Raw genomic sequence first — 21,374 nt, 5'->3', positions numbered from 1 at the left:
AGTTTAAAAGCTTTCGCCATAGCGAAAGCTTTCCATTAAAAGTTTATAACCCATAAATTCTTAATTTTCTACTTTTCTTCCTCTAATTCCACAACACTTTCTTTCATAGTAGTTTCCAATTTTTTCCCTTGTAATATTTCTGGCAATTCAAGTCCAGCAGTCTTAAATACGTCATCAAAAGGAGGAATTGATTTTAACATTCCTGATAAAAAATTTGCTGTAGTAGGTGTTCCTTGCCCATTTCCACCCATTGTATCCCAAACTGTAACTTTATCAATTTTAATATTTTTAATTGCTTCCACTTGTAACTTAACAAGTTCTGGTAATTTATCAGCAATCATAAGCATAACTGCATCTTTTGTATCGTTACCTGCTGCTTCAACCAACTTATTGAAACCTTCTGCTTGCTTACTTAAAATCTCCATATTACCTTGTGCTTGAGCCTTCATCTTGAATAAAATAGCGTCTGCTTCCCCTTTTGCTTGTCTTCTTATCTTTTCAGCTTGAGCTTCTGCATCTAATTCAACTTTTTCCTTATCAATTTGAGCTTTTACGATGATATCCGCAACACTTGTTGCTCTATCTCTTTCAGCACGGGCTTTTTCTGATTCTTGTTCTGCTGCATAAGCTTCTTGTAATGCTTTAGCTGTTTGAACTTTTTCAGCAGCTATAGCAATTTTTTCTGCTTCTGCTTCTTTTTCTCTTCTTTCAGCGTCAGATTGAGCAACTGTTATTTTAGCATTATTCTCTCCTTTTATTGCTTGAGAGTTAGCTTCAGATACACTTATTCTTTCTGCTCTTTTTGCTTGAGATTCACCAATAGCACCATCTCTATTTTTCTCAGCTACGCTAACCTTTGCATCATTAATAGCTTTAGCCGCTGCTTCTTTACCTAGTGCCTCTATGTATCCAGATTCATCTTTTATATCTGTAACATTAACATTGATAAGTTTCAAACCTATTTTCTTTAACTCTTGCTCCACATTGGTAGATACATTAGCAAGAAACTTATCTCTATCAGAGTTTATTTCTTCTATATCCATAGTTGCAATAACTAATCTTAATTGTCCAAATATAATATCCTTAGCTAAATCTTGAATATTTTGTCTGCTTAAACCCAAAAGTCTTTCTGCTGCATTATTCATTATTTCTGCATCAGTGGAAATACCAACTGTAAAAGTAGAAGGTACATCAACCCTAATATTTTGCTTACTTAAAGCCTTTGTAAGATTAACATCAATAGATATTGGTGTTAATTCCATAAACTCATAACTTTGAATAACAGGCCAAATAAAAGCGGCTCCCCCATGAATACATTTAGCAGAACGATCTGTTCCATCTGTATCCCTACCAGTTTTACCGTAAACAACTAAAACCTTATCAGAAGGACATCTTTTGTACCTTGCAAATAAAGCCACTATAACAATAAAAATAGTTAAAACAATTGCTGCAATCAAAATCATACCTGGAAAACTTAACTCATTCATTTCTTTTACCCCTTTCAAAATAAATATATTATTTAAGACTTTCAAAGAAAATCTCATAATCTAACAATTATTAACTATGCTCTAAGTATTCTTTAACTAATAACATTCCATTCTTAATTCCTACAACTTTTATTGAAGACCCAGTTTTAATCTTTTCTCCTAGTGTTATTGCCTCAACTACTTGATATCTCCCTTGAAAAGTAATTTCTATCTTGCCGCTACCTTTTTCTTCTTCTGGTATGGTTAAGTAAACCTTTCCTTCCTTATTGATAGCATTTTCGATATTAATATTACCCTTTTCTTGAAGTATTATTAAAAGAGCAAATATAGTTGTTATGATACCAATTACTGTGGTGGCTATTATAGTTGAAATAACAATAGTGAAGAATAAATTCTTACCTTTCTCTAAAAATGTTATTCCTGACCAAGAAAAAATAGTTGAAAATATAATAACGTTTCTTATAGTTATTAATTTAAGTGGTACACTTGATGATTTTACATCCGAAAAAGAAAACTCTCCTTCATGATTCAAATCAAAATCATTTACTTCCACTGAGCCAGTATGCATATCATGAAAATCAAAATCCCCATCTCCATCAACATCTAAACCCAAAACTAAAAGTATCATCTGAAAAATAAACAAAACTGTTGACGGAATAGCTATAATCCAAAATATTTTTTCTACACCAACCAACGCATTCCACCAATTTGTCATATTATTCCCCCTTGAAACTTATATCATATAAAATATTATAACATATATTTCCTTGGATAAATTACAAATGTATTACAAAAGTCATGGTTTATTCACCATGACTTTACTATTATTTTAACTTTATTTTAGATTTTTATGTTCTTTTTTTAAACTCATGCTTACAGGTTTTACATGTAACAACTAAGTTTCCTTTATTTTTAGGTAGTCGTAGTTTTTGTTTGCATTGAGGGCATTTGACTATTTTATAATTTTTATTGTGAGCTGCTTTTCTTAAAGCCTTGTTATAACTGCTTTTTATTCTATCAAATATTCCCCAGTTTAACTTTTTTGATATCTTATAGCTTAATCCACTCAATCTATATTTTAAAGTTCCTACAAAATTTTTATAACCCATTTCTTCTCTTTGTCTTTTCTGAAAATCCTTAGACAAAATTCTAAAGATACCATACCCTGCAAATACAACTGCTGCTGGATATGATTTTATTAAAACTAATACAGCACTTGCTATTAATAAAAACTTTGAAAAACTATCTAATCCGTATCTTCCATTGATGTAATTTTTTTTCATGTGTCCACCCCTAATATTATTTGTTTTTATTTTATAATGATATTTTTATCTATCATTAATTAATAATAATCTGCTTAATGAATAATTACAATAGATTTAAGTGTTTATTAATAGTTTCTTTATAATATCTTATATGTATATGAATAAATAAAAAATAATATATGATTTTAAAAATTATATTTGTGAAAAGAAGCTATAGGGTTTTCAGTTCAAATATTAATTTTGCAAATATATGTATATTGTTGAATTTATCTATTGTTAAATTTTATAGAAATAAAGGTAAAATTAATAATTAGTAGAATATAAATATAGTAATAAATCCTATATCAAATAAAAATTATTTGCTGAAAAGGGGGTAAACAACAGTAGCAAAAACTTTATAAAACATTATAAAACATTAGAAAACTATACACTTTATTTACAATATATGTTATAATAGCTTTAAGAGGTGGTTCTTTTGAAATATTATTCAATAGGAGAGTTTGCAAAAGCTATTGGGAAAACAACGAAGACTTTAAGAAATTGGGATAAAGTAGGTACATTAAAACCTGTTAGAGTTGAATCTACAGGATACAGATATTATTCACAAGAACAACTTAATCATTTTTTAGGAATTAAAGGTATTAAAGCTAAAACTAAAAAAGTAATTGGATACTGTAGAGTTAGTTCACACAAGCAAAAAGATGATTTAGCAAGACAGATAGAAAATGTTAAAACATACATGATTGCTAAAGGCTATCAATTTGATGTTATTACTGACATAGGTAGTGGAATTAATTATAATAAAGAAGGATTAAATCAACTAATAGACATGATAACTAATTCAGAGGTTGAAAAAGTAGTAATTCTATATAAAGATAGATTATTAAGATTTGGGTTTGAAATCATAGAAAATCTATGTAATAAGTATGGAACTGTTATTGAAATTATAGACAATACTGAAAAGACAGAAGAACAGGAATTGGTTGAGGATTTAATTCAAATAGTTACAGTTTTTAGTTGTAGGTTACAAGGTAAGAGAGCAAACAAGGCAAAGAAAATGATTAAGGAGTTGTTGGAGAATGATACTGGGGAATAAAATTAGATTATATCCAACTAGAGAACAGGAACAAAAATTATGGCAATCAGTTGGTACTGCAAGATTTATTTATAATTGGACTTTAGCAAGACAAGAAGAAAATTATAAAAATGGTGGCAAATTTATTTCAGATAATGATTTAAGAAAAGAATTGACTATCTTAAAGAAAACAGAACTTAATTGGCTAAATGAAGTATCTAATAATGTAGCTAAACAAGCTGTTAAAGATTGTTGTGAAGCTTATAAAACCTTTTTTAAAGGAGTAGCGGATAAGCCAAGATTTAAAAGTAGAAGGAAGTCTAAACCAGCATTTTATAATGATACTTCAAAACTTAAAGTTAAAGAAAATTCAGTTCTAGTTGAAAAAATTGGTTGGGTAAAAATTAAGAAAAAATCTGTACCTATGAATTGTAAATATACTAATCCAAGGATAAGTTTTGATGGAAAGTATTGGTTTATATCGGTAGGAATAGAAAAAAAACAACCACAAATTAAACTAACTAATGAGAGTATAGGTGTTGATGTTGGTATCAAAGATTTAGCTATATGCTCAAATAAAATGACTTTTGAAAATATTAATAAAACAAAGAAAGTAAAAAAACTTAAAAAGACTTTGAAAAGAAAACAAAGAAAAGTTAGTCGAAAATATGATATGAATAAAATTGAAAGCGAGGTGAAAAACCGTTGTCAATTCAAAAAGACTAACAACATTATAAAACTTGAAAAGCAAGTTAGATTACTCCATAGAAAATTAGCGAATATAAGGACTAATCACTTACACCAAGCTACTAACGAGATAGTGAAAACCAAGCCATCGAGAGTTGTTATGGAAACACTTAATATAAAAGGTATGATGAAAAACAAATATTTGTCAAAAGCTATTACAGCGCAATGTTTATACGACTTCAAAGTTAAACTTAAATACAAATGTGAGTTTAATGGAATTGAATTTGTAGAAGCTGATAAGTGGTATCCATCATCAAAAACTTGTAGTGAGTGTGGTCATATAAAGCCGAAACTGTCACTATCTGAGAGAACTTATATCTGTGAAGAATGTGGTTGTATTATAGATAGAGATTATAATGCAAGTATAAATCTTAGTAGATATTCAGCATAATTACTTAAACAATTATGGCTGAGGTGTACCATTCGTTGTATGGGAAGTTAAGCCCTTGGACTATTATATCAAACCAAAGTAGCTTTTAGCAAAATGGGATAGGTTGAATGGGGAATTAAACAAGCTTTATAAAGTTTTATAAGGTTTTGGCAACGGTAATTGCTATGTACAAGCACCACGAAGAAACAATAAATACTTTATTAAAGAAACTAAAAGTAGATGAAGAGATAGAAGGCATCTTATTATCTGGTTCTATAGCTCATGGATTTGAAAGCAAAAGATCCGATGTAGACATAATGATTATTGTATCTGAAGAAAACTTTGAAAAAAGATGCAAAAGTGGCAAGTTGACCTATTGGAATAATGAGCTTTGTTCATATGATGGCGGTTATGTGGATGGTAAATATATAAGTGTTAGTTTTATGGAGAAAGTAGCCGATTATGGTAGTGAACCTTCTAAATTCGCTTTTCAAGGAGCTAAAGTATTATATTCAAAGCTTAATGAACTTGAATCATTACTGTCAAAAACCATAAAATATCCAATAAATAATAAAGAAACTAATATAAATAGATTTTATGCCCAATTTCAAGCTTGGAAATGGTATTGTTACGAAGCAATAAAGCACAACAATTTATATTTATTAGATCATTCAATATCTAATTATATCTTATTTGGGGGAAGGCTCATATTAGCCTACAATGAAATACTTTATCCATATCATAAGTGGTTTCTTAAAGTTTTAAATGCAGCTAATGAAAAACCCAAAGACCTTGAGAGTATTATTAATAATTTGCTATCCAATAAAAATAAAGAGAATATTGAAAATTTTTATGATGCCATTATTAATTTTACAAATTGGAATGTGGGAGAAAGCAACTGGCCTAATCAATTTGCAATGGATAGTGAGCTAACTTGGATGTATGGTAATATTCCGGTATCAGATATATAAAACCTGATTTGATGATAAACTTATAAAACCATGATTAATCAATCTTTGATTAATCATGGTTTTATTTATTATGTTTACTAGCTTATAACTAGGTAATTAGGCTAAAACTATTTCTTTCAATTTTCCACTTGACATAAAGGAATTATATGTATAATATATAAAGTGTACTACTTGTAGTAATACACTTAGTTCACGCCACGCACTATTTTTATTTAACCCATTAATGAAAGGAGGTTATTCCTTGTTAAAAATTGATAGCAGAAGCAGTCGCCCTATATACGAACAAATAATTGAGGGAATGAAAGTAAATATTCTTAAAGGCATAATATTACCTGGAGAAAAATTACCCTCAGTAAGAGAATTATCCTCAATGATCACTGCAAATCCAAACACTGTAAGTAAAGCCTACAGGGAGCTTGAACGACAAAAAGTTATTGAAACTATAAGAGGAAGAGGAACTTATGTATCTTCAGATTATAAACCGAAACTGGAGGAGGATAGAATGAAAGTGTTAAAAGAAGATATAAAAAAAATCATTATAGAAGCTCATTATATGGGTATAGAGAAAAAAGATTTATTAGAAATCATGAATAATTTTTACGAAGAAGTAAATGTAAATTTTAAATCCAAAGGAAGTGAAAAAAATGATAAAAGTTTCCAAAGTTTATAAAAGCATTGAAGATAATAACATCCTTAAAAATATTGATTTTTCCTTAGAAAAAGGTAGTATCTTTGGATTAATTGGACCAAACGGTGCTGGTAAAACTACTTTGATAAAATGTTTAACTGGTATTTATGAAGCTGATAAAGGAAGTATCACTATTATGGATGAACCTATTTATAATAATAAATATTTAAAAGAAAAAATTGCTTACGTGCCAGATTCATGTACTTTCTTTGAATTTAATAAAATTAAAGACGTAATTAAATTCTATAAGCTTACTTACAAGAATTTCGATATGAATAAATTTAATAGAATAAATAAAGTTTTTAATATTCCTTTAAATTCTTCAGTAAAAAAATTATCAAAAGGGATGAATATGAGATTCTCCATTCTACTTGCTTTATGCATTAATCCAGAAGTAGTAATCTTAGATGAACCTTTATCAGGAATTGACCCTATTGTTAAAAGTCAAATTTTAAAATTATTAATAGAGGAAGTAAGCGAAAGAGAAACAACTGTAATTATTTCATCTCATAATTTAAGCCAGCTTGAAAAAATATGTGATACTATTGCCGTTATGAATAATGGTGAGATTAAACACTTCAGTTCTTTAGATGAAATGAAAGAGAACTTTAGAAAATTACAATTAGTTTTTAAAGATTCTTCCCTTGTAAAAATTGAAAACTTACCTGGAATTGTTTCCTTTAATAATATTGGAAGGGTACATACCTTTGTAACCTCCAAGTATGACGACTTCAAAAAAGCCCTTACAGGTATTGAATTAGTTCTTTGTGAAGAAATTGATTTAAGTTTAGAAGACATATTTATACATTCACTAGGAGGTGATGGCATTGAAGAAATTTTATAATAAAGCTTTATTGTATAAGGAATTAAAATCCTCTATTGCTTTTATTGGTATAGTATGGATTGCTTTATTTATGGAATTTAGTTATGGTTTTATGAATACTACAAAAAATTTGATTTGGCAAAAAGATTCTTTAGTTAAAAATGGTGAGTACTCTTCCCTCTCCATGACAGATCAGATTAATTGGAGTCTTTCAAACTTAACCAATAGCAGTTATATATTTTTCTCTATACTGTCCATAATATTGATAAGTTCCTGGATTATTGGCAAAGAAAGACAAAATAAAAAAAGTGAAATGCTTTCAACTATGCCCTTTTCCATATTGGAGATTGTTTCCTCTAAATGGATTATAGTAATTTCAAGTATTTTAGTTGGGATGGTCATTAATTTATCTTTAGTATTACTAAATTGTTATAACAGCAGTGAAATATATATTTATTACCCTAAAATATTTAATTTCATTTATTTTTGGATTTTATCAAAAACTTTATTGTATATTTTTATAGCAACTTTTATTATGTTTGTATCTTCTTTATGTGGAAGACTATTTACTGGAGGAATTCTTGGAGGAATTTTCTTACTTGTTCCTTTCTATATACTTGGAATAGTTCCTGCATTTTTAAGGTGCTTTGAAACAATAAATGGTACAACAATTATATCTAAATCTTTTATATCAAATTTAGAGAAAACTATTTATAATATATCAAATTTAGGCATTGACTATGACTCATTTAATTTTATAGCTAAATTCACAATAATCATATATTTATCAATAATATTCATAATTGTTTTCATGATTTTACTAATCCTAATCTATAAAAATAATAAAATCGAGAAAATCGGTGAAATTTCAATGTTTAAATTCTTTGAACATATTTTAAAAATTGGAGTTAGTATATGTTTTGCCTTACTTATTCCAGTACTCTTAGTTGAAAGTATGGTAAATTATAACGACCCTAATCACATATAACAAGCTTACTTAGCTTTTCCAGCAACCTTAGTAACATTTGTTGTTGCTTACTATGTAACCCATAAGATTATAAAACACTTTAAATAAGAGATAGAATAAGTGCACAGTAATGGTAGGGGCGGGTTTCCATGCCCGCCCGTTTGTACTGAACCAACTCAATTACAATTAAACAATAATAGAAAAACAAATATTGTAATATACTTTGATTTACAATATTTATTACACTACATTGGGATTGTGGGGCGGCATGGAAACCGCCCCCTACAAAAATAAGGAGGATACACATGTTTGTATTAGAAGTTAAAAACGTTAATAAGCATTTAGGCAAAAGAGAAATTATAAAAGATCTTAGTTTTTCAGTAAAAAAAGGAGAGATTTTTGGCTTTTTAGGCCCTAATGGGGCTGGTAAAACTACCACTATTAGAATGTTAGTGGGCCTTATTGCCCCCAATTCAGGTTCAATATGTATTATGGGACATAACATCAAAACAGAAAGAGAGCTTGCTTTAAGTAAGGTGGGAGCTGTGGTAGAAAACCCTGAATTATATACTTATCTTTCTGGGAAAGAAAATTTAATGCAAGTTGCAAGAATTAGAAAAATATCAAAAGAAAAAGTAGATGAAGTTATTGAATTAGTTCAATTGACAGATCGTATAAATGATAAAGTTAAAAAGTATTCCCTAGGTATGAAACAAAGATTAGGTCTAGCCTTATCTTTATTATCAGAACCTGCTTTATTAATATTAGACGAGCCTACTAATGGTCTTGACCCTTCTGGTATTTTAGATTTTAGAGAAATTGTACAAAAGGCTGCAAAAGAAACTGGTACCGCAGTTTTTGTTTCTTCTCATATTTTATCAGAGGTACAGCAATTATGTGATACTGTGGCCTTTATCAATAAAGGTGTTATTCAATCAGTTGAAAGCATTAAAAACAATAATGAAGTTAAAAGCGCTTCTGTTACTTTAATTACAAGAGAAATAGAAGAAACAATGGAACTATTAAAAACTTTATCTGTTGTAGAAGATTTTTCTTCAAAAGACAATATATTTTCCTTGAAAATCAAAGAAAAATCTGTTTCTGAGCTAATTTTTGAGTTAGCTAAAAACCATATACATATAGAAGAAATCTTTAAAAACCATAAAGAACTTGAAGAAAGATATATGCAACTTGTAGAAGGAGGAATAAGATAATGTTAACCTTGATTAAAAATGAAACTATTAAACTTTTAAAGAGACCCAAAACTTTAGTTACTTTTATAGCTTTTTTACTTTTAATATCTTTAATAGCTTTTTCTAGTTATAAAGAAGCAGAAAATAGAAAACAATGGAATACTCCTGATTATAAGATAAGTAATGCTGAATATAATTTGGAGTGGATGAAAGAAGAACTTAAAAACCCTAATACTGATGAAATGTATAAAACTCAACTTAAAGAATCCATTAAACAAGAAGAAGAAAATATTATTCAATATAAGAAAGAAAAAGAATCTGGAATTGCTGATTGGAGAATATCAGTAAAAGCATCCATTGAAGAGAACAACTCCCTGCTACAGCAGCCTGAATTAGACGAAGGTAGTAAATCATATTATGAAAGCCAAATAGCCTATAACCAATATCTTTTAGATAATGATATTGATCCAACTAAAGGCATAGAATTCAATTCTTTTAATGCTATTCAAACCATATTTTTAATTTTAGGCATGGTGTTTTTAGCTGTGGGACTTTGTATTTTTGCTGCTGATATGGTTTCAGGCGAATATACCCCTGCCACAATGAAGGTTTTACTTATTCAACCTGTATCAAGAGGAAAAGTATTATTTTCAAAGTTTATTTCTGTTATTATAACCTGTATTCTTTTAATAACATCTGTTGAAGGCATAGCTTTTTTACTAATAGGCTTATTCTTTGGTTTTGGAAATGCTCATTTCCCTATAAGTCAAGGCAGTAAATTTGCTTTTGACAAAATAACCACTAGTGATATGGCTAAGCAAGTACATGAAATTATGGGAAGTTCAACTATGACTCCTATTTGGAAGGTAACTTTGAATTCACTATTATTACAAATACTATTCATAATAGCAGTAGTATCCTTTGTATTTCTAATATCTACAGTGTTAAAAAGTAGCATGCTTTCTACTAGTTTAAGTACTGTTTTAATAGTTGCATTATTTATTATCCCTAATTTATCAGCTTCCATAAGAAAAATAATGCCTTATTGTTTCTTAACTTACGGAAGTCCCTCTGATTTACTTTCTGGATATATAAATATGAATTACAACACCACCTTTATAACTCCAACCTTTGCAATAATAGTTATGCTCATATGGAGCACAGTTTGTTATTTAGTTGCACATTTTGTTTTTGTTAAAAAGGATATACTTATATAAAACTTGTAGGGGCGGGTTTCCATGCCCGCCCTTTGTATTGCACCAACCCAATTACAATTATAAAGTAAATTAAAGAATCACTATACTCTATCCTTTAATTCACTTTATTTCTTTAGTCATCACACTAAAGTGGGGCGGCGTGGAAACCGCCCCCTACAATTAAAACATTCCACCAAATAACCTACTAATAATGGCCCATATTGAAAAATCATTTCCTCCAAAAGCTTGATTAAAACCTGCCACTGTGTTGAATAGTGAAGGCATAGCAAAATTAACTAGTAAAATTAAAACAACTCCACTAATTGCACTTGATACTATTGCAGCTTTTCTTCCACCATAAGCATTAGCAAAAATTGCCCCTGGCGCCACATCAAAAAAGCAAGCCACTGTTAAAGGTATAATAGAGTAATTTATATTACCTGTCCATGCTAAAACTACAATGGTAAGTATACTAGAAATCATACTAATCAAAAATCCTAGAGTTAAAGCATTAGGTGCATAGGAAAAAACCATTGGTATATCCAAAGCTGGAATAGCGTTTGGTATAAATTTATCAGATATACCTTTAAAGGCTGGTATTATTTCTGATAGCATTAATCTAACTCCTGCTAATAAAATTGTGAGTCCTGCTCCAAAAGTTAGCCCTGCCATTAAGCTAAATGAAAATAAATCATATTGCATGCCACCTATAATTGAAATAGAATTTAAAGCTGTTCCAAAAACTTCTACCCTAGCTTCTGACCCTATAATTAACCCTACCACTAAAAAAGTAATAGTTAATATTAATGAAGATGCAATAGTAGTATCTTTTATAAAACCCAGGTAAGAAGGAACTTTTACATCTTCAGTAGATTTATTACTTTCTCCCATTAGCTTTCCAATCCCTGCACCAATAAAACAGAATATAGAAGTAGTATGTCCAATAGTAAATTCATCACTACCAGTTACTTTTTTTACTAAAGGTTTCATTAAAAATGGTACCACAATAATATATATGGATAAAAATATGGTAGCAAATATAATAAGCTTAGTGCCTATTAATCCACTTTCAACTCCAGTTGCCACAAAAATATATGACATCCAAAATAATATATGACCTGTAAGAAAAATATTTTTAACTTTTGTAAATCTAGCTATTAGAATATTAACAATAAATGCCAATACAATTACTACCCCTATTTCACTACCATATGTTCCAATAAAATCAATCCACCCATTAGGATTAAATTCATTGTTTTTTGGAATCTTGTATAAAGTAGAAAAAGCACTTGATAAAGGTGATAAGGCCACAGAAATTATACTTACCCCTTTAAACAAAACTATAACTCCAATTATAGTTTTAAAAGTTCCTTTTATTACATCACTAATGCTCTTACCTTGAATAATTAAACCTATCATAGCTATAAGTCCTAATAAAATTGGTGGTTGTTTAAAAATATTGTTTGTCAAATAACTTATAATACTCACAAAATACCTCCTAGTTTAATCAAATAAAATTTCTTTAATAATAGGCATAGCTTTTTCTTCTATTTCTTTATTACTTAAAAAATTATTAATCCTAATCAAAGGTACAGAAACTTTATCCTTTAATTCATCATAAAACTCACTAGATGTAAAAATCATATCACAATGCATTGCCACAGCTGAAGTAATATCTATATTTTCAACCTCTGCTTCTATGCTATTATTTTTAAGTACTGTTTCTATGTTCATTTTTAACATAAGACTAGTACCTATACCAAAGCCACATACAGCAAGTACTTTTAATTTTTCACTCATAAATTCATCCTCCCTTAATTTCAACATTATAAAAATATTTAATAAATTTCATTATAACAGATATGATCTTATATTATTATATCTATTTTGAAGTTTAATATATTAAGATTTGCACATAATAAATAAGATATTAATTATCCCATAAAATGAAAGGAGATTTGTTATGCAATCTAAAAAAGAAAGAGAATGGACAAAAGAAAATTACAATAAGAATGGAACGAAGTCTCAAGGACAATGGGCTAAGAATAAGTTGAGTACCACCACTGAAGAGCCTGGAATAAATGAAAGCGGAAAAGAAGCAAAGAAAAATGGATGGAGTTAATTGGTACACAATCCACAGTGGTTAAAGATTTTCTCCAAAAACCCTTAATTTCACTATAAATTAAAGACTTAAAAACCTTTTTGAAAAAAGTTTTTAAGTCTTCTGTATATGTTTTTTTATTTTACTTAAAATACTCAACTCCAGAAACAAATATCTGTTGGTCTTTTTCTCCTAGAATATTTTTATATACATTATGTCCTATTCTCTCTGAGTGTCCCATTTTACCAAAAACTCTACCATCAGGACTTGTTATTCCTTCTATTGCAAAACTTGACCCATTTGGATTGAAATCTATATCGTAAGATGGATTACCCTGAAAATCTACATATTGAGTAGCTACTTGGCCATTTTGGAATAATGTTTTTGCTACTTCATCATTACAAACAAATCTTCCTTCACCATGAGAAATCGCAATAGAATGAGTATCCCCTTGTTGTACTTTATTTAACCATGGAGAAAGAGTTGATGTGATTTTTGTTGTAACTATTTTAGACATATGTTTACCTATTTTGTTATAAGTTAAAGTAGGACAATTCTCATCCATTTCTCTTATTTCTCCATAAGGTACTAATCCTAATTTAATAAGCACTTGGAAGCCATTACAAATACCAAGCATTAATCCATCTCTATTTTTCAAAAGATCCATTACTGCATCTGAAATCCTAGGATTTCTAAATACTGCTGCAATAAATTTACCTGAACCTTCTGGTTCATCTCCAGCACTAAATCCACCTGGTAACATGATAATTTGAGATTTTTTAATTTCTTCCACCATCAATTCTATAGATTCATCAATATGAGCTGGTGTTAAATTTTTAAATACTTTTATTTCTGTTTCAGCTCCTGCTTTTACAAAAGCATTTTGTACGTCATACTCACAATTAGTTCCTGGGAATACTGGTATAAATACCTTTGGTTTAGAAACTTTAATTATTGGTGATTTACTTTTAAATATTTCTTTGCTTTCATAAACTATTTCATCTTTTATTTTATAAGGATCTATTTTAAATACTTTTGAAAGTGGTTTCTGCCAGACATCTATCAAATCCTCTAAAGGCATCTCTATATCTTTTATTTTAATTTCTTTCTTTCCTCTAGTAAATCCTAAGAGTTTGTATTGAATACCTTCTAAATCTTCTTTTAATTCAATACTCTCTGCTAATTCTAAGATTATAGAACCATAATCTTGAGTAAACAAATTCTCAGTTTTTAAATTATTGGAAAAATTCATTCCTATTTTATTTCCAAAACACATCTTAGATATAGCAGCTGCTATACCGCCGTATGTAACTGCATTAGAAGACAATACTTTCCCCTCTTTTATAAGTTGAGAAACTTTTTCAAAATTAGTTTTTAATACTTCAAAATCTATTATTCCATCTTCTTTAATAGGGCTTTGTATTAATGCTACCTTACTTCCTTTATGCTTAAATTCTGAACTTATTACATTATCAGTATTTACCACATCTACTGCAAAAGAAACTAGTGTTGGTGGTACGTTTAAATCTTTAAAAGTACCTGACATTGAGTCTTTTCCGCCAATAGCCGCAATTTCTAATTTATTTTGAGCATAAAAAGCTCCTAGTAGCGCACTAAATGGTTTACCCCATTTTTCTGGATTTTTACCTAATCTTTCGAAATATTCTTGGAAGGTAAGTTTTACATTTTTGTAATCTCCCCCAGCTGCAACTATTTTAGTAACAGAATCAACCACTGCATATAATGCTCCATGGAATGGGCTCCATTTAGCAAGTTTTGAATCATATCCATAAGACATAAGCGTTCCTGTTTTTGTTTCTCCTTTAATCAAAGGAATTTTAGCACACATTACTTCTGATGGGGTTAATTGATATTTTCCTCCAAAAGGCATAAGAACTGTCCCAGCACCAATGGAGCTATCAAATTTTTCTGTCAATCCTCTTTGAGATGCAACATTTAAATCCTTAAGATTATTTTTCCACATTTCTTCAATATCATCAACCTGTGGCTCTTCAAAATATGTTTTATCTTCTGGCTTTTCAACCTTAACATCTACCTTTTGTCTTACTCCATTTGTATCTAAGAAGTCTCTGCTAAGAGACACAATAGTTTTATTTCTCCAAACCATTTTTAATCTTCTATCGTCAGTAACCTCAGATACTACTACCGCTTCTAAATTTTCTTCTTCTGAATACTTTATAAACTCATCTACCATTTCTTTTTCTACTACTACAGCAATTCTTTCTTGTGATTCAGAAATAGCAAGCTCTGTTCCGTCTAATCCATCATATTTTTTAGGAACTGCATCTAGATTTATTTCTAATCCATCGCTTAATTCTCCTATTGCTACTGCTACCCCGCCTGCACCGAAGTCATTACATTTTTTTATCATGGCACTTACTTTTTCATTTCTAAATAATCTTTGTAGTTTTCTTTCTGTAGGAGCATTTCCCTTTTGAACTTCCGCTCCACAATTAAAGATTGATGTTTCATCATGTTCTTTTGAAGACCCAGTAGCTCCACCACAACCGTCTCTACCAGTTCTTCCCCCTACCAATATAATTATATCTCCTTTTTTTGGAGTTTCTCTTCTAACATTTTTCTTTGGTGCAGCTGCAATAACAGCCCCTATTTCCATTCTTTTAGCTACGAATCCTTCATCATATATTTCTCTAACTAGCCCTGTTGCTAATCCAATTTGATTACCATATGAGCTATATCCATCTGATGCTCCCAAAGTGATTTGTCTTTGAGGAAGTTTACCTGAAAGAGTTTCATCCATAGATTTTGTAGGGTCTCCACTACCTGTAATTCTCATAGCTTGGTATACATAAGATCTCCCTGACAATGGATCTCTTATAGCACCACCAAGACAAGTTGCCGCTCCACCAAAAGGTTCGATTTCTGTAGGATGATTATGAGTTTCATTTTTAAACATAATTAAATACTTTTCTATTTGTTTATCTATTTCTACATCTGCTTCAATAGAACAAGCATTAATCTCTTCTGAAACCTCTAAATCATCTAATTTGCCTTCTTTTCTAAGCTTTTTCATACCCATTACTGCAATGTCCATAAGAGTCATTTCTTTAACTCTGTCTTTATAAACAAATTCTCTTGAATCTTTGTACATATCAAAAGACTCTTTGATAGCAGCAGTATATTTAGAATCTTCTATTTCGATATTTTCTAATTTTGTTTCAAAAGTTGTGTGTCTACAATGATCTGACCAATAAGTATCAATTACTTTTATCTCTGTTATTGTAGGATTTCTTTTTTCTTCATCTCTAAAATACTCTTGACAAAATTTTAAATCCTCAAGACTCATAGCAAAACCATGCTCATCCATGAAATCACTCAGTTCTTCATCATTCATATCAATAAGCCCATTAAGAATAGCCACATCTTCTGGAGAATTCATTTCTAAATCTAGTTTTTCCGGTTTTTCTAAAGAAGCTTCCCTAGAATCTACATTATTAATATAATATTTTTTGATTTTTTCGAAAGACTCATCACTTATATTTCCTTCAATAACCACTACCTTTGCACAAGCAATTTTAGGTGAATCTCCGTGAGATATTAATTGAATACATTGAGCTGCTGAATCTGCTCTTTGATCATATTGGCCTGGTAAATATTCAACTCCAAAAATTCTCATTTTTGAATCTACTAGATACTCCTCATCAAAAACATCATCCACAGTAGGCTCAGAAAAAATAGTATTTCTAGCCATTTCATATATTTCTTTCGAAACTCCTTCTATATCATATCTATTAACAACTCTTAGCTTTTCTATGCCCTCTATACCAAGATTTTCAGTTAAATCACTATATAAAGCTGATGCTTCTACATCAAATCCTGCTTTTTTTTGCACATAAATTCTTTTGACATTGTTATTCATGAGTTAACTCCTTTATATTAAAATTCTTTTTTTATTCCTATATCTTTTCTATAATGCATACCTTCAAAATTAATATTACTCAAATCCTCATATGCATTTGCTCTTGCTTCTTCTAAATTATCCCCTAAAGCAACAACAGATAAAACTCTACCACCAGTTGTTTTTAATTTACCCTCTTGTAATTCTGCTCCGCATATAAAAACTTTGCTTTTACTTTTTTCTATCCCATTTATTTCGTGACCTTTTTTGTAGTTTCCTGGATACCCTTCGGAAACACCATTTACACAACAAGCATGTTTTTCTTTCCATTTAACACTACATTCATTTAATCTACCTTCTACCGCTTTTATCATTAAATCTAAATAATCACTTTCCATTAATGAAAGTACAGCTTGAGTTTCAGGATCTCCCATTCTCACATTATATTCAAGAAGGTAAACTCCCTTTTTTGTAATCATGAGTCCAAAGAAAATAGTTCCCACAAAATCCATTTTTTCTTCTTTAATACCTTTTAATGTTGGATTCATTAAATTTTCTTCAAACTCTTTTAAAATCTCATCACTACAATAAAAATTTGGAGCAATTACTCCCATTCCTCCTGTATTAGGCCCTTTATCATTGTCAAAAATTTGTTTATGATCTTTACTTGATATAAACGGTATAATAGTTTTTCCATCTGTAATAGAAAGAATTGAAGCTTCTACTCCTTCTAAAAATTCTTCAATAATTATTTTTAAACCTGCTCCATGGAAAACATCTAAAACCATTAAAGTATTTACTGCTTCAATAGCTTCCTCTTCATTTTCACAAATAATAACTCCTTTTCCTGCAGCTAATCCATCCGCTTTAATAACTAAAGGAAAATTAGATCTTTGAATATATTGAATTGCTTTTTTTCTATCAGTGAATTCTTTATACTTAGCACTTTTAATTCCATATTTTTCTGCAAATTCTTTTGCAAATACTTTACTGCCTTCTAATTGTGCAGCATATTTTGAAGGTCCAAAAATTTTCAAGTTTTTTTCTTTGAAAGTATCAACTATTCCATCTACTAAAGGAACTTCTGGTCCCACAATAGTCAAATCTATACAATTATCTTCAGCAAAAGCTACTAATTCATTTATATCCGTTATATTAATATTTTCGCATTTTTCTTCAACTTGTGTTCCTCCATTTCCTGGAGCCACATAAATTTTTTCTACATAATCATTTTCAGCAATTTTCCAAGCTATGGCATGTTCTCTGCCACCAGAACCCACTATTAATATCTTCAAAATTTCCATCTCCCTAAAGCTTATTTCTAATCAAGCTAATGACAATTTGAGCCATTAGCTTGATTTTATATCTATACTTCAAAAATTTTACTTTTTTTTAATGTTTAAAGTGTCTTATCCCAGTCATCACCATAGATATTCCATTATTATTACATGCTTCTATAGAGTCATTATCTCTCATAGAACCACCTGGTTGAATTATTGCTTTAATACCGTATTTTGCTGCTTCTTCTACAACGTCATTAAATGGGAAAAAAGCATCTGATGCCATAACTGTAGCATTACCTTTTGCTCTTTCTAAAGCTTCTTGCGCTGCCCATATTCTATTAACTTGACCTGCTCCAACCCCTGTTGCCATACCATCCTTAGCAACTACAATAGCATTAGATTTCACGTATTTACAAACCTTCATAGCAAATATCATATCATCCATTTCTTGCTGAGATGGTTTTGCTTCTGTTACCACTTCATATTTTGATGCAAATTCATTATCTTCACTCATAACCAGCATTCCACCATCTACCCTTGCTAAATTGTGAGTGTCTTCTGGTTTTACTTCACACTTGATAACTCTAAGATTTTTCTTTGTACAAAGTACTTCTAAAGCTTCCTCATCAAAATCTGGAGCTATTACAATTTCCAAGAAAATCTTGATCATTTCTTCAGCCGCTGCTTTATTTACTTTTGTATTACAAGCAACCACTCCTCCAAAAATTGAAACCGGGTCGCAAGAATAAGCCTTGCTGTAAGCTTCATCAACAGTTTTCCCTAAAGCTACACCACAAGGAGTATTGTGTTTTAAACCACAAACAGCTATTTCATCAAATTCCCAAACTGTTTTCCAAGCTATATCCATATCTTTTATATTATTATAAGATAATTGTTTTCCATTTAATTGTTCAAAATTATTCATTGCACCTATCCCACTAGTAGCGGTGTAGTAAGCTGCTGTTTGATGAGAATTTTCCCCATATCTTAAATCTTCTACTTTTTCATAAGATAAAGATAAGTATTTAGGATATTCTTCTTCTAACATGAAATTACTAATAGCTGCATCATAAGCTGATGTTAAATTAAATACTTTTCCTGCCAATTTTTTCTTAGTAGAATAATCTACATCCCCTGATTCGTTCATTTGATTCATAATATCTTCATAGTCCATTGGATCTGTTAAAACTACTACATCTTGAAAATTCTTAGCAGCTGATCTAAGCATAGTAGGTCCACCTATATCTATAAACTCAACTGTTTCTTGAAATTCTAAATCTTCTTTTACTTTTTCGAAAAAAGGATATAAATTTACTATAACCATATCAATAGGTTTTATGTTAAGTTCTTCAATTTTTTTCATATGTTCTTCTTCAGCTCTAATAGCTAATAATCCACCATGTATAAATGGATGAAGAGTTTTAACTCTACCGTCTAATATTTCTGGAAATCCAGTTACCTCATTTACTTCAGTAACCTTTATCCCATTCTCTTTTAAATGCTTATATGTACCACCAGTAGAAATAATTTCAACATTTTTTTCTTCTAAAAATTTCGCAAATTCAGCTATACCTTCTTTTTCAAAAACGCTTATCAATGCTCTTTTTATCAAAAATAACACCCCTTTATCCAGTGAAAAGTAGACAGTAACAATTATTCACTGTCCACTAACTGATTTTCTAATATAACTTTATTATATCAAAATCAACAAATAAATTAAATTTAACCCTAATTTATTATTCTTGCTTTTCTTCCTTCAATGAGAATTCTATTTTCAGAAATTAATTTTATAGCTTCTGGAAGAGCTATATGTTCTTGAACTAAAACCCTTTGTTGCAGTTCTTCTGCATTATCTGAATCTTTTACTTCCACAGCCTTCTGAAGAATAATTATTCCCGTATCAGTACCTTCATCTACAAAATGAACTGTACATCCCGCAATTTTAACTCCATACTCTATTGCCTTTTGGTGAACTTTGATACCATACATTCCTGCCCCACAGAAGGAAGGTATCAAAGCTGGATGAATATTAATAATTTTATTCTTGAATTTATTTAAAAGTTCCCCTTTTAATATTGAAAGATAACCCGCTAAAACAATTAAATCAACTTTGCCATCGATAATTTTTAATATCTCATCAGATAAATTAGCCCCCAACTCTTTTTTATCTAAAGCCATATTTTTTATATTGTGCTTTTCTGCACGTTCTAAAGCATATATCCCTTTTTTATCCGAAATCACATATTCAACACAACAATTTAAGTATCCATTTTCTATACTATCAATAATGGATTGAAGATTACTTCCTCCACCGGATACCAAAACTGCTATTTTAAACATACTTTTTTGCCCCCTACTTCAACATGCCCAATTTCAAAAGCTTTATCCCCTAGCTTTTGAAGAAGTTCTATTATCCCGTTAGAATCTTCTTTATTCACACAAAGTACAAAACCAATTCCCATATTAAAAGTATTGTACATATGATCTTCTTCAACTCCCAGTTCCATTAAATACTTGAAAATTTCTGGTTTATCGAAAGACTCTTTTTCAATAACTGCTGTAAAATCATCTTTGAACATTCTAGGAATGTTTTCATAAAAACCGCCCCCAGTTATATGAGCCATTCCTTTAATATCAAATTGTTTCATTACTTCTAAAACATTTCTTACATATATTTTAGTAGGTATAAGTAAAACTTCCCCGATAGTTTTACCATTAAACTCTTGGTTTAAATCCGTAATTAATTTTCTAACTAAAGAAAATCCATTACTATGTACTCCTGAAGATTCAATGCCTATAAGCACATCTCCTTCTTTTATACTACTACCATCTATAATTTCTTCTTTTTCTACAGCACCTACACAAAATCCCGCAATATCATATTCTCCACTTTTATAAAAACCTGGCATTTCAGCCGTTTCTCCTCCAGTAAGAGCACAGTTTGATTGTAAACATCCTTCACTTATTCCCTTAACAATATCCGTAGCCGCATCTGCATCTAATTTTCCACAAGCCATGTAATCTAAGAAAAATAATGGTTGTGCTCCATGACATAAAATATCATTAACACACATAGCTACACAATCAATTCCTACAGTATCATATACTTTCATTTCAAAAGCAATTTTAAGTTTTGTTCCTACCCCATCAGTTCCTGAAACTAAAACTGGATTTTTATAATTTTTTAAATGGTATAATCCTGCAAATGAGCCAAGATTATTTAAAACACAATCATTATGAGTTTTTTCTACATGGTTCTTCATTTGAGAAACAGCTTTGTAACCTTCCTCAATATTAACTCCCGCCTCTTTGTAAGTAGCCATTATTC

The 21,374-nt window shown here is 29.9% G+C and carries 19 protein-coding genes; 9 read left to right on the top strand and 10 right to left on the bottom strand.

What is annotated here, in order from left to right:
* Positions 1–68: 68 nt before the first annotated feature.
* The 3 genes from BUB83_RS00200 to BUB83_RS00190 all read right to left on the bottom strand — a co-directional run bounded on the left by BUB83_RS00200 (position 69) and on the right by BUB83_RS00190 (position 2,770).
* On the bottom strand, positions 69–1,487 hold the full coding sequence (locus tag BUB83_RS00200) for a flotillin family protein (RefSeq protein WP_073335776.1): 1,419 nt from the start codon (positions 1,485–1,487) through the stop codon (positions 69–71).
* Positions 1,488–1,557: 70 nt separating this feature from the next.
* Positions 1,558–2,202, bottom strand: a complete 645-nt coding sequence (locus BUB83_RS00195) for a hypothetical protein (RefSeq protein WP_073335774.1) — start codon at positions 2,200–2,202, stop codon at positions 1,558–1,560.
* 133 nt (positions 2,203–2,335) lie between these two features.
* Entirely contained in the window at positions 2,336–2,770 is a 435-nt protein-coding gene (locus tag BUB83_RS00190) for a hypothetical protein (RefSeq protein ID WP_073335772.1), read from the bottom strand.
* 457 nt (positions 2,771–3,227) lie between these two features.
* Between BUB83_RS00190 and BUB83_RS00185 the strand changes: the two genes are divergently transcribed.
* From BUB83_RS00185 to BUB83_RS00150, 8 genes are all read left to right on the top strand, one after another.
* The gene (locus tag BUB83_RS00185) at positions 3,228–3,848 is read left to right on the top strand and encodes an IS607 family transposase (RefSeq protein ID WP_073335770.1); all 621 of its coding nucleotides are present in this window, start codon (positions 3,228–3,230) and stop codon (positions 3,846–3,848) included.
* Positions 3,832–4,965 (top strand): RNA-guided endonuclease InsQ/TnpB family protein, encoded by a 1,134-nt coding sequence (locus tag BUB83_RS00180; RefSeq protein ID WP_073335768.1) that lies wholly within the window; start codon positions 3,832–3,834, stop codon positions 4,963–4,965. The genes BUB83_RS00185 and BUB83_RS00180 overlap by 17 nt, the downstream gene beginning before the upstream one ends.
* Positions 4,966–5,111: 146 nt before the next feature.
* On the top strand, positions 5,112–5,915 hold the full coding sequence (locus BUB83_RS00175) for a nucleotidyltransferase domain-containing protein (protein ID WP_073335766.1): 804 nt from the start codon (positions 5,112–5,114) through the stop codon (positions 5,913–5,915).
* A gap of 241 nt (positions 5,916–6,156) precedes the next feature.
* A complete protein-coding gene (locus BUB83_RS00170; protein ID WP_073335764.1) occupies positions 6,157–6,585 on the top strand; it encodes a GntR family transcriptional regulator in 429 nt (142 codons plus the stop codon).
* Positions 6,560–7,447: an ABC transporter ATP-binding protein gene (locus BUB83_RS00165; protein WP_073335762.1), complete on the top strand. Its 888-nt coding sequence runs from the start codon at positions 6,560–6,562 to the stop codon at positions 7,445–7,447. The genes BUB83_RS00170 and BUB83_RS00165 overlap by 26 nt, the downstream gene beginning before the upstream one ends.
* Entirely contained in the window at positions 7,431–8,414 is a 984-nt protein-coding gene (locus BUB83_RS00160) for a hypothetical protein (protein ID WP_073335760.1), read from the top strand. Before BUB83_RS00165 ends, BUB83_RS00160 begins: the two co-directional genes overlap by 17 nt.
* A gap of 284 nt (positions 8,415–8,698) precedes the next feature.
* The gene (locus BUB83_RS00155; RefSeq protein ID WP_073335758.1) at positions 8,699–9,607 is read left to right on the top strand and encodes an ABC transporter ATP-binding protein; all 909 of its coding nucleotides are present in this window, start codon (positions 8,699–8,701) and stop codon (positions 9,605–9,607) included.
* The gene (locus tag BUB83_RS00150; protein ID WP_084133328.1) at positions 9,607–10,803 is read left to right on the top strand and encodes an ABC transporter permease subunit; all 1,197 of its coding nucleotides are present in this window, start codon (positions 9,607–9,609) and stop codon (positions 10,801–10,803) included. The genes BUB83_RS00155 and BUB83_RS00150 overlap by 1 nt, the downstream gene beginning before the upstream one ends.
* A 159-nt stretch (positions 10,804–10,962) precedes the next feature.
* On the opposite strand, the gene BUB83_RS00145 is transcribed toward BUB83_RS00150, so the two are convergent.
* Both BUB83_RS00145 and BUB83_RS00140 read right to left on the bottom strand, forming a co-directional pair.
* Positions 10,963–12,270: a PTS ascorbate transporter subunit IIC gene (locus tag BUB83_RS00145; protein WP_073335753.1), complete on the bottom strand. Its 1,308-nt coding sequence runs from the start codon at positions 12,268–12,270 to the stop codon at positions 10,963–10,965.
* A 15-nt stretch (positions 12,271–12,285) separates the two neighbouring features.
* Positions 12,286–12,582 (bottom strand): PTS sugar transporter subunit IIB, encoded by a 297-nt coding sequence (locus BUB83_RS00140; RefSeq protein ID WP_073335751.1) that lies wholly within the window; start codon positions 12,580–12,582, stop codon positions 12,286–12,288.
* Positions 12,583–12,745: 163 nt separating this feature from the next.
* On the opposite strand from BUB83_RS00140, the gene BUB83_RS22150 reads away from it, so the two are divergent.
* Positions 12,746–12,904: a hypothetical protein gene (locus BUB83_RS22150; protein WP_200801413.1), complete on the top strand. Its 159-nt coding sequence runs from the start codon at positions 12,746–12,748 to the stop codon at positions 12,902–12,904.
* A 121-nt stretch (positions 12,905–13,025) separates the two neighbouring features.
* On the opposite strand, the gene BUB83_RS00135 is transcribed toward BUB83_RS22150, so the two are convergent.
* The 5 genes from BUB83_RS00135 to purM all read right to left on the bottom strand — a co-directional run bounded on the left by BUB83_RS00135 (position 13,026) and on the right by purM (position 21,369).
* Positions 13,026–16,784, bottom strand: a complete 3,759-nt coding sequence (locus tag BUB83_RS00135) for a phosphoribosylformylglycinamidine synthase (RefSeq protein WP_073335749.1) — start codon at positions 16,782–16,784, stop codon at positions 13,026–13,028.
* A gap of 17 nt (positions 16,785–16,801) precedes the next feature.
* Entirely contained in the window at positions 16,802–18,058 is a 1,257-nt protein-coding gene (purD, locus tag BUB83_RS00130; RefSeq protein WP_073335747.1) for a phosphoribosylamine--glycine ligase, read from the bottom strand.
* A gap of 97 nt (positions 18,059–18,155) precedes the next feature.
* On the bottom strand, positions 18,156–19,658 hold the full coding sequence (gene purH, locus BUB83_RS00125) for a bifunctional phosphoribosylaminoimidazolecarboxamide formyltransferase/IMP cyclohydrolase (RefSeq protein WP_073335745.1): 1,503 nt from the start codon (positions 19,656–19,658) through the stop codon (positions 18,156–18,158).
* Between the two features lie 116 nt (positions 19,659–19,774).
* Positions 19,775–20,386: a phosphoribosylglycinamide formyltransferase gene (gene purN / locus BUB83_RS00120; RefSeq protein WP_073335743.1), complete on the bottom strand. Its 612-nt coding sequence runs from the start codon at positions 20,384–20,386 to the stop codon at positions 19,775–19,777.
* Complete coding sequence (gene purM / locus BUB83_RS00115) at positions 20,374–21,369, bottom strand: phosphoribosylformylglycinamidine cyclo-ligase (protein ID WP_073335741.1); 996 nt, start codon at positions 21,367–21,369, stop codon at positions 20,374–20,376. The genes purN and purM overlap by 13 nt, the downstream gene beginning before the upstream one ends.
* Positions 21,370–21,374 lie beyond the last annotated feature (5 nt).

The organism is Clostridium grantii DSM 8605 (genome assembly GCF_900129965.1).
GTDB lineage: Bacteria > Bacillota > Clostridia > Clostridiales > Clostridiaceae > Clostridium_AF > Clostridium_AF grantii.
This window is presented reverse-complemented; position numbering and strand designations above follow the sequence as displayed.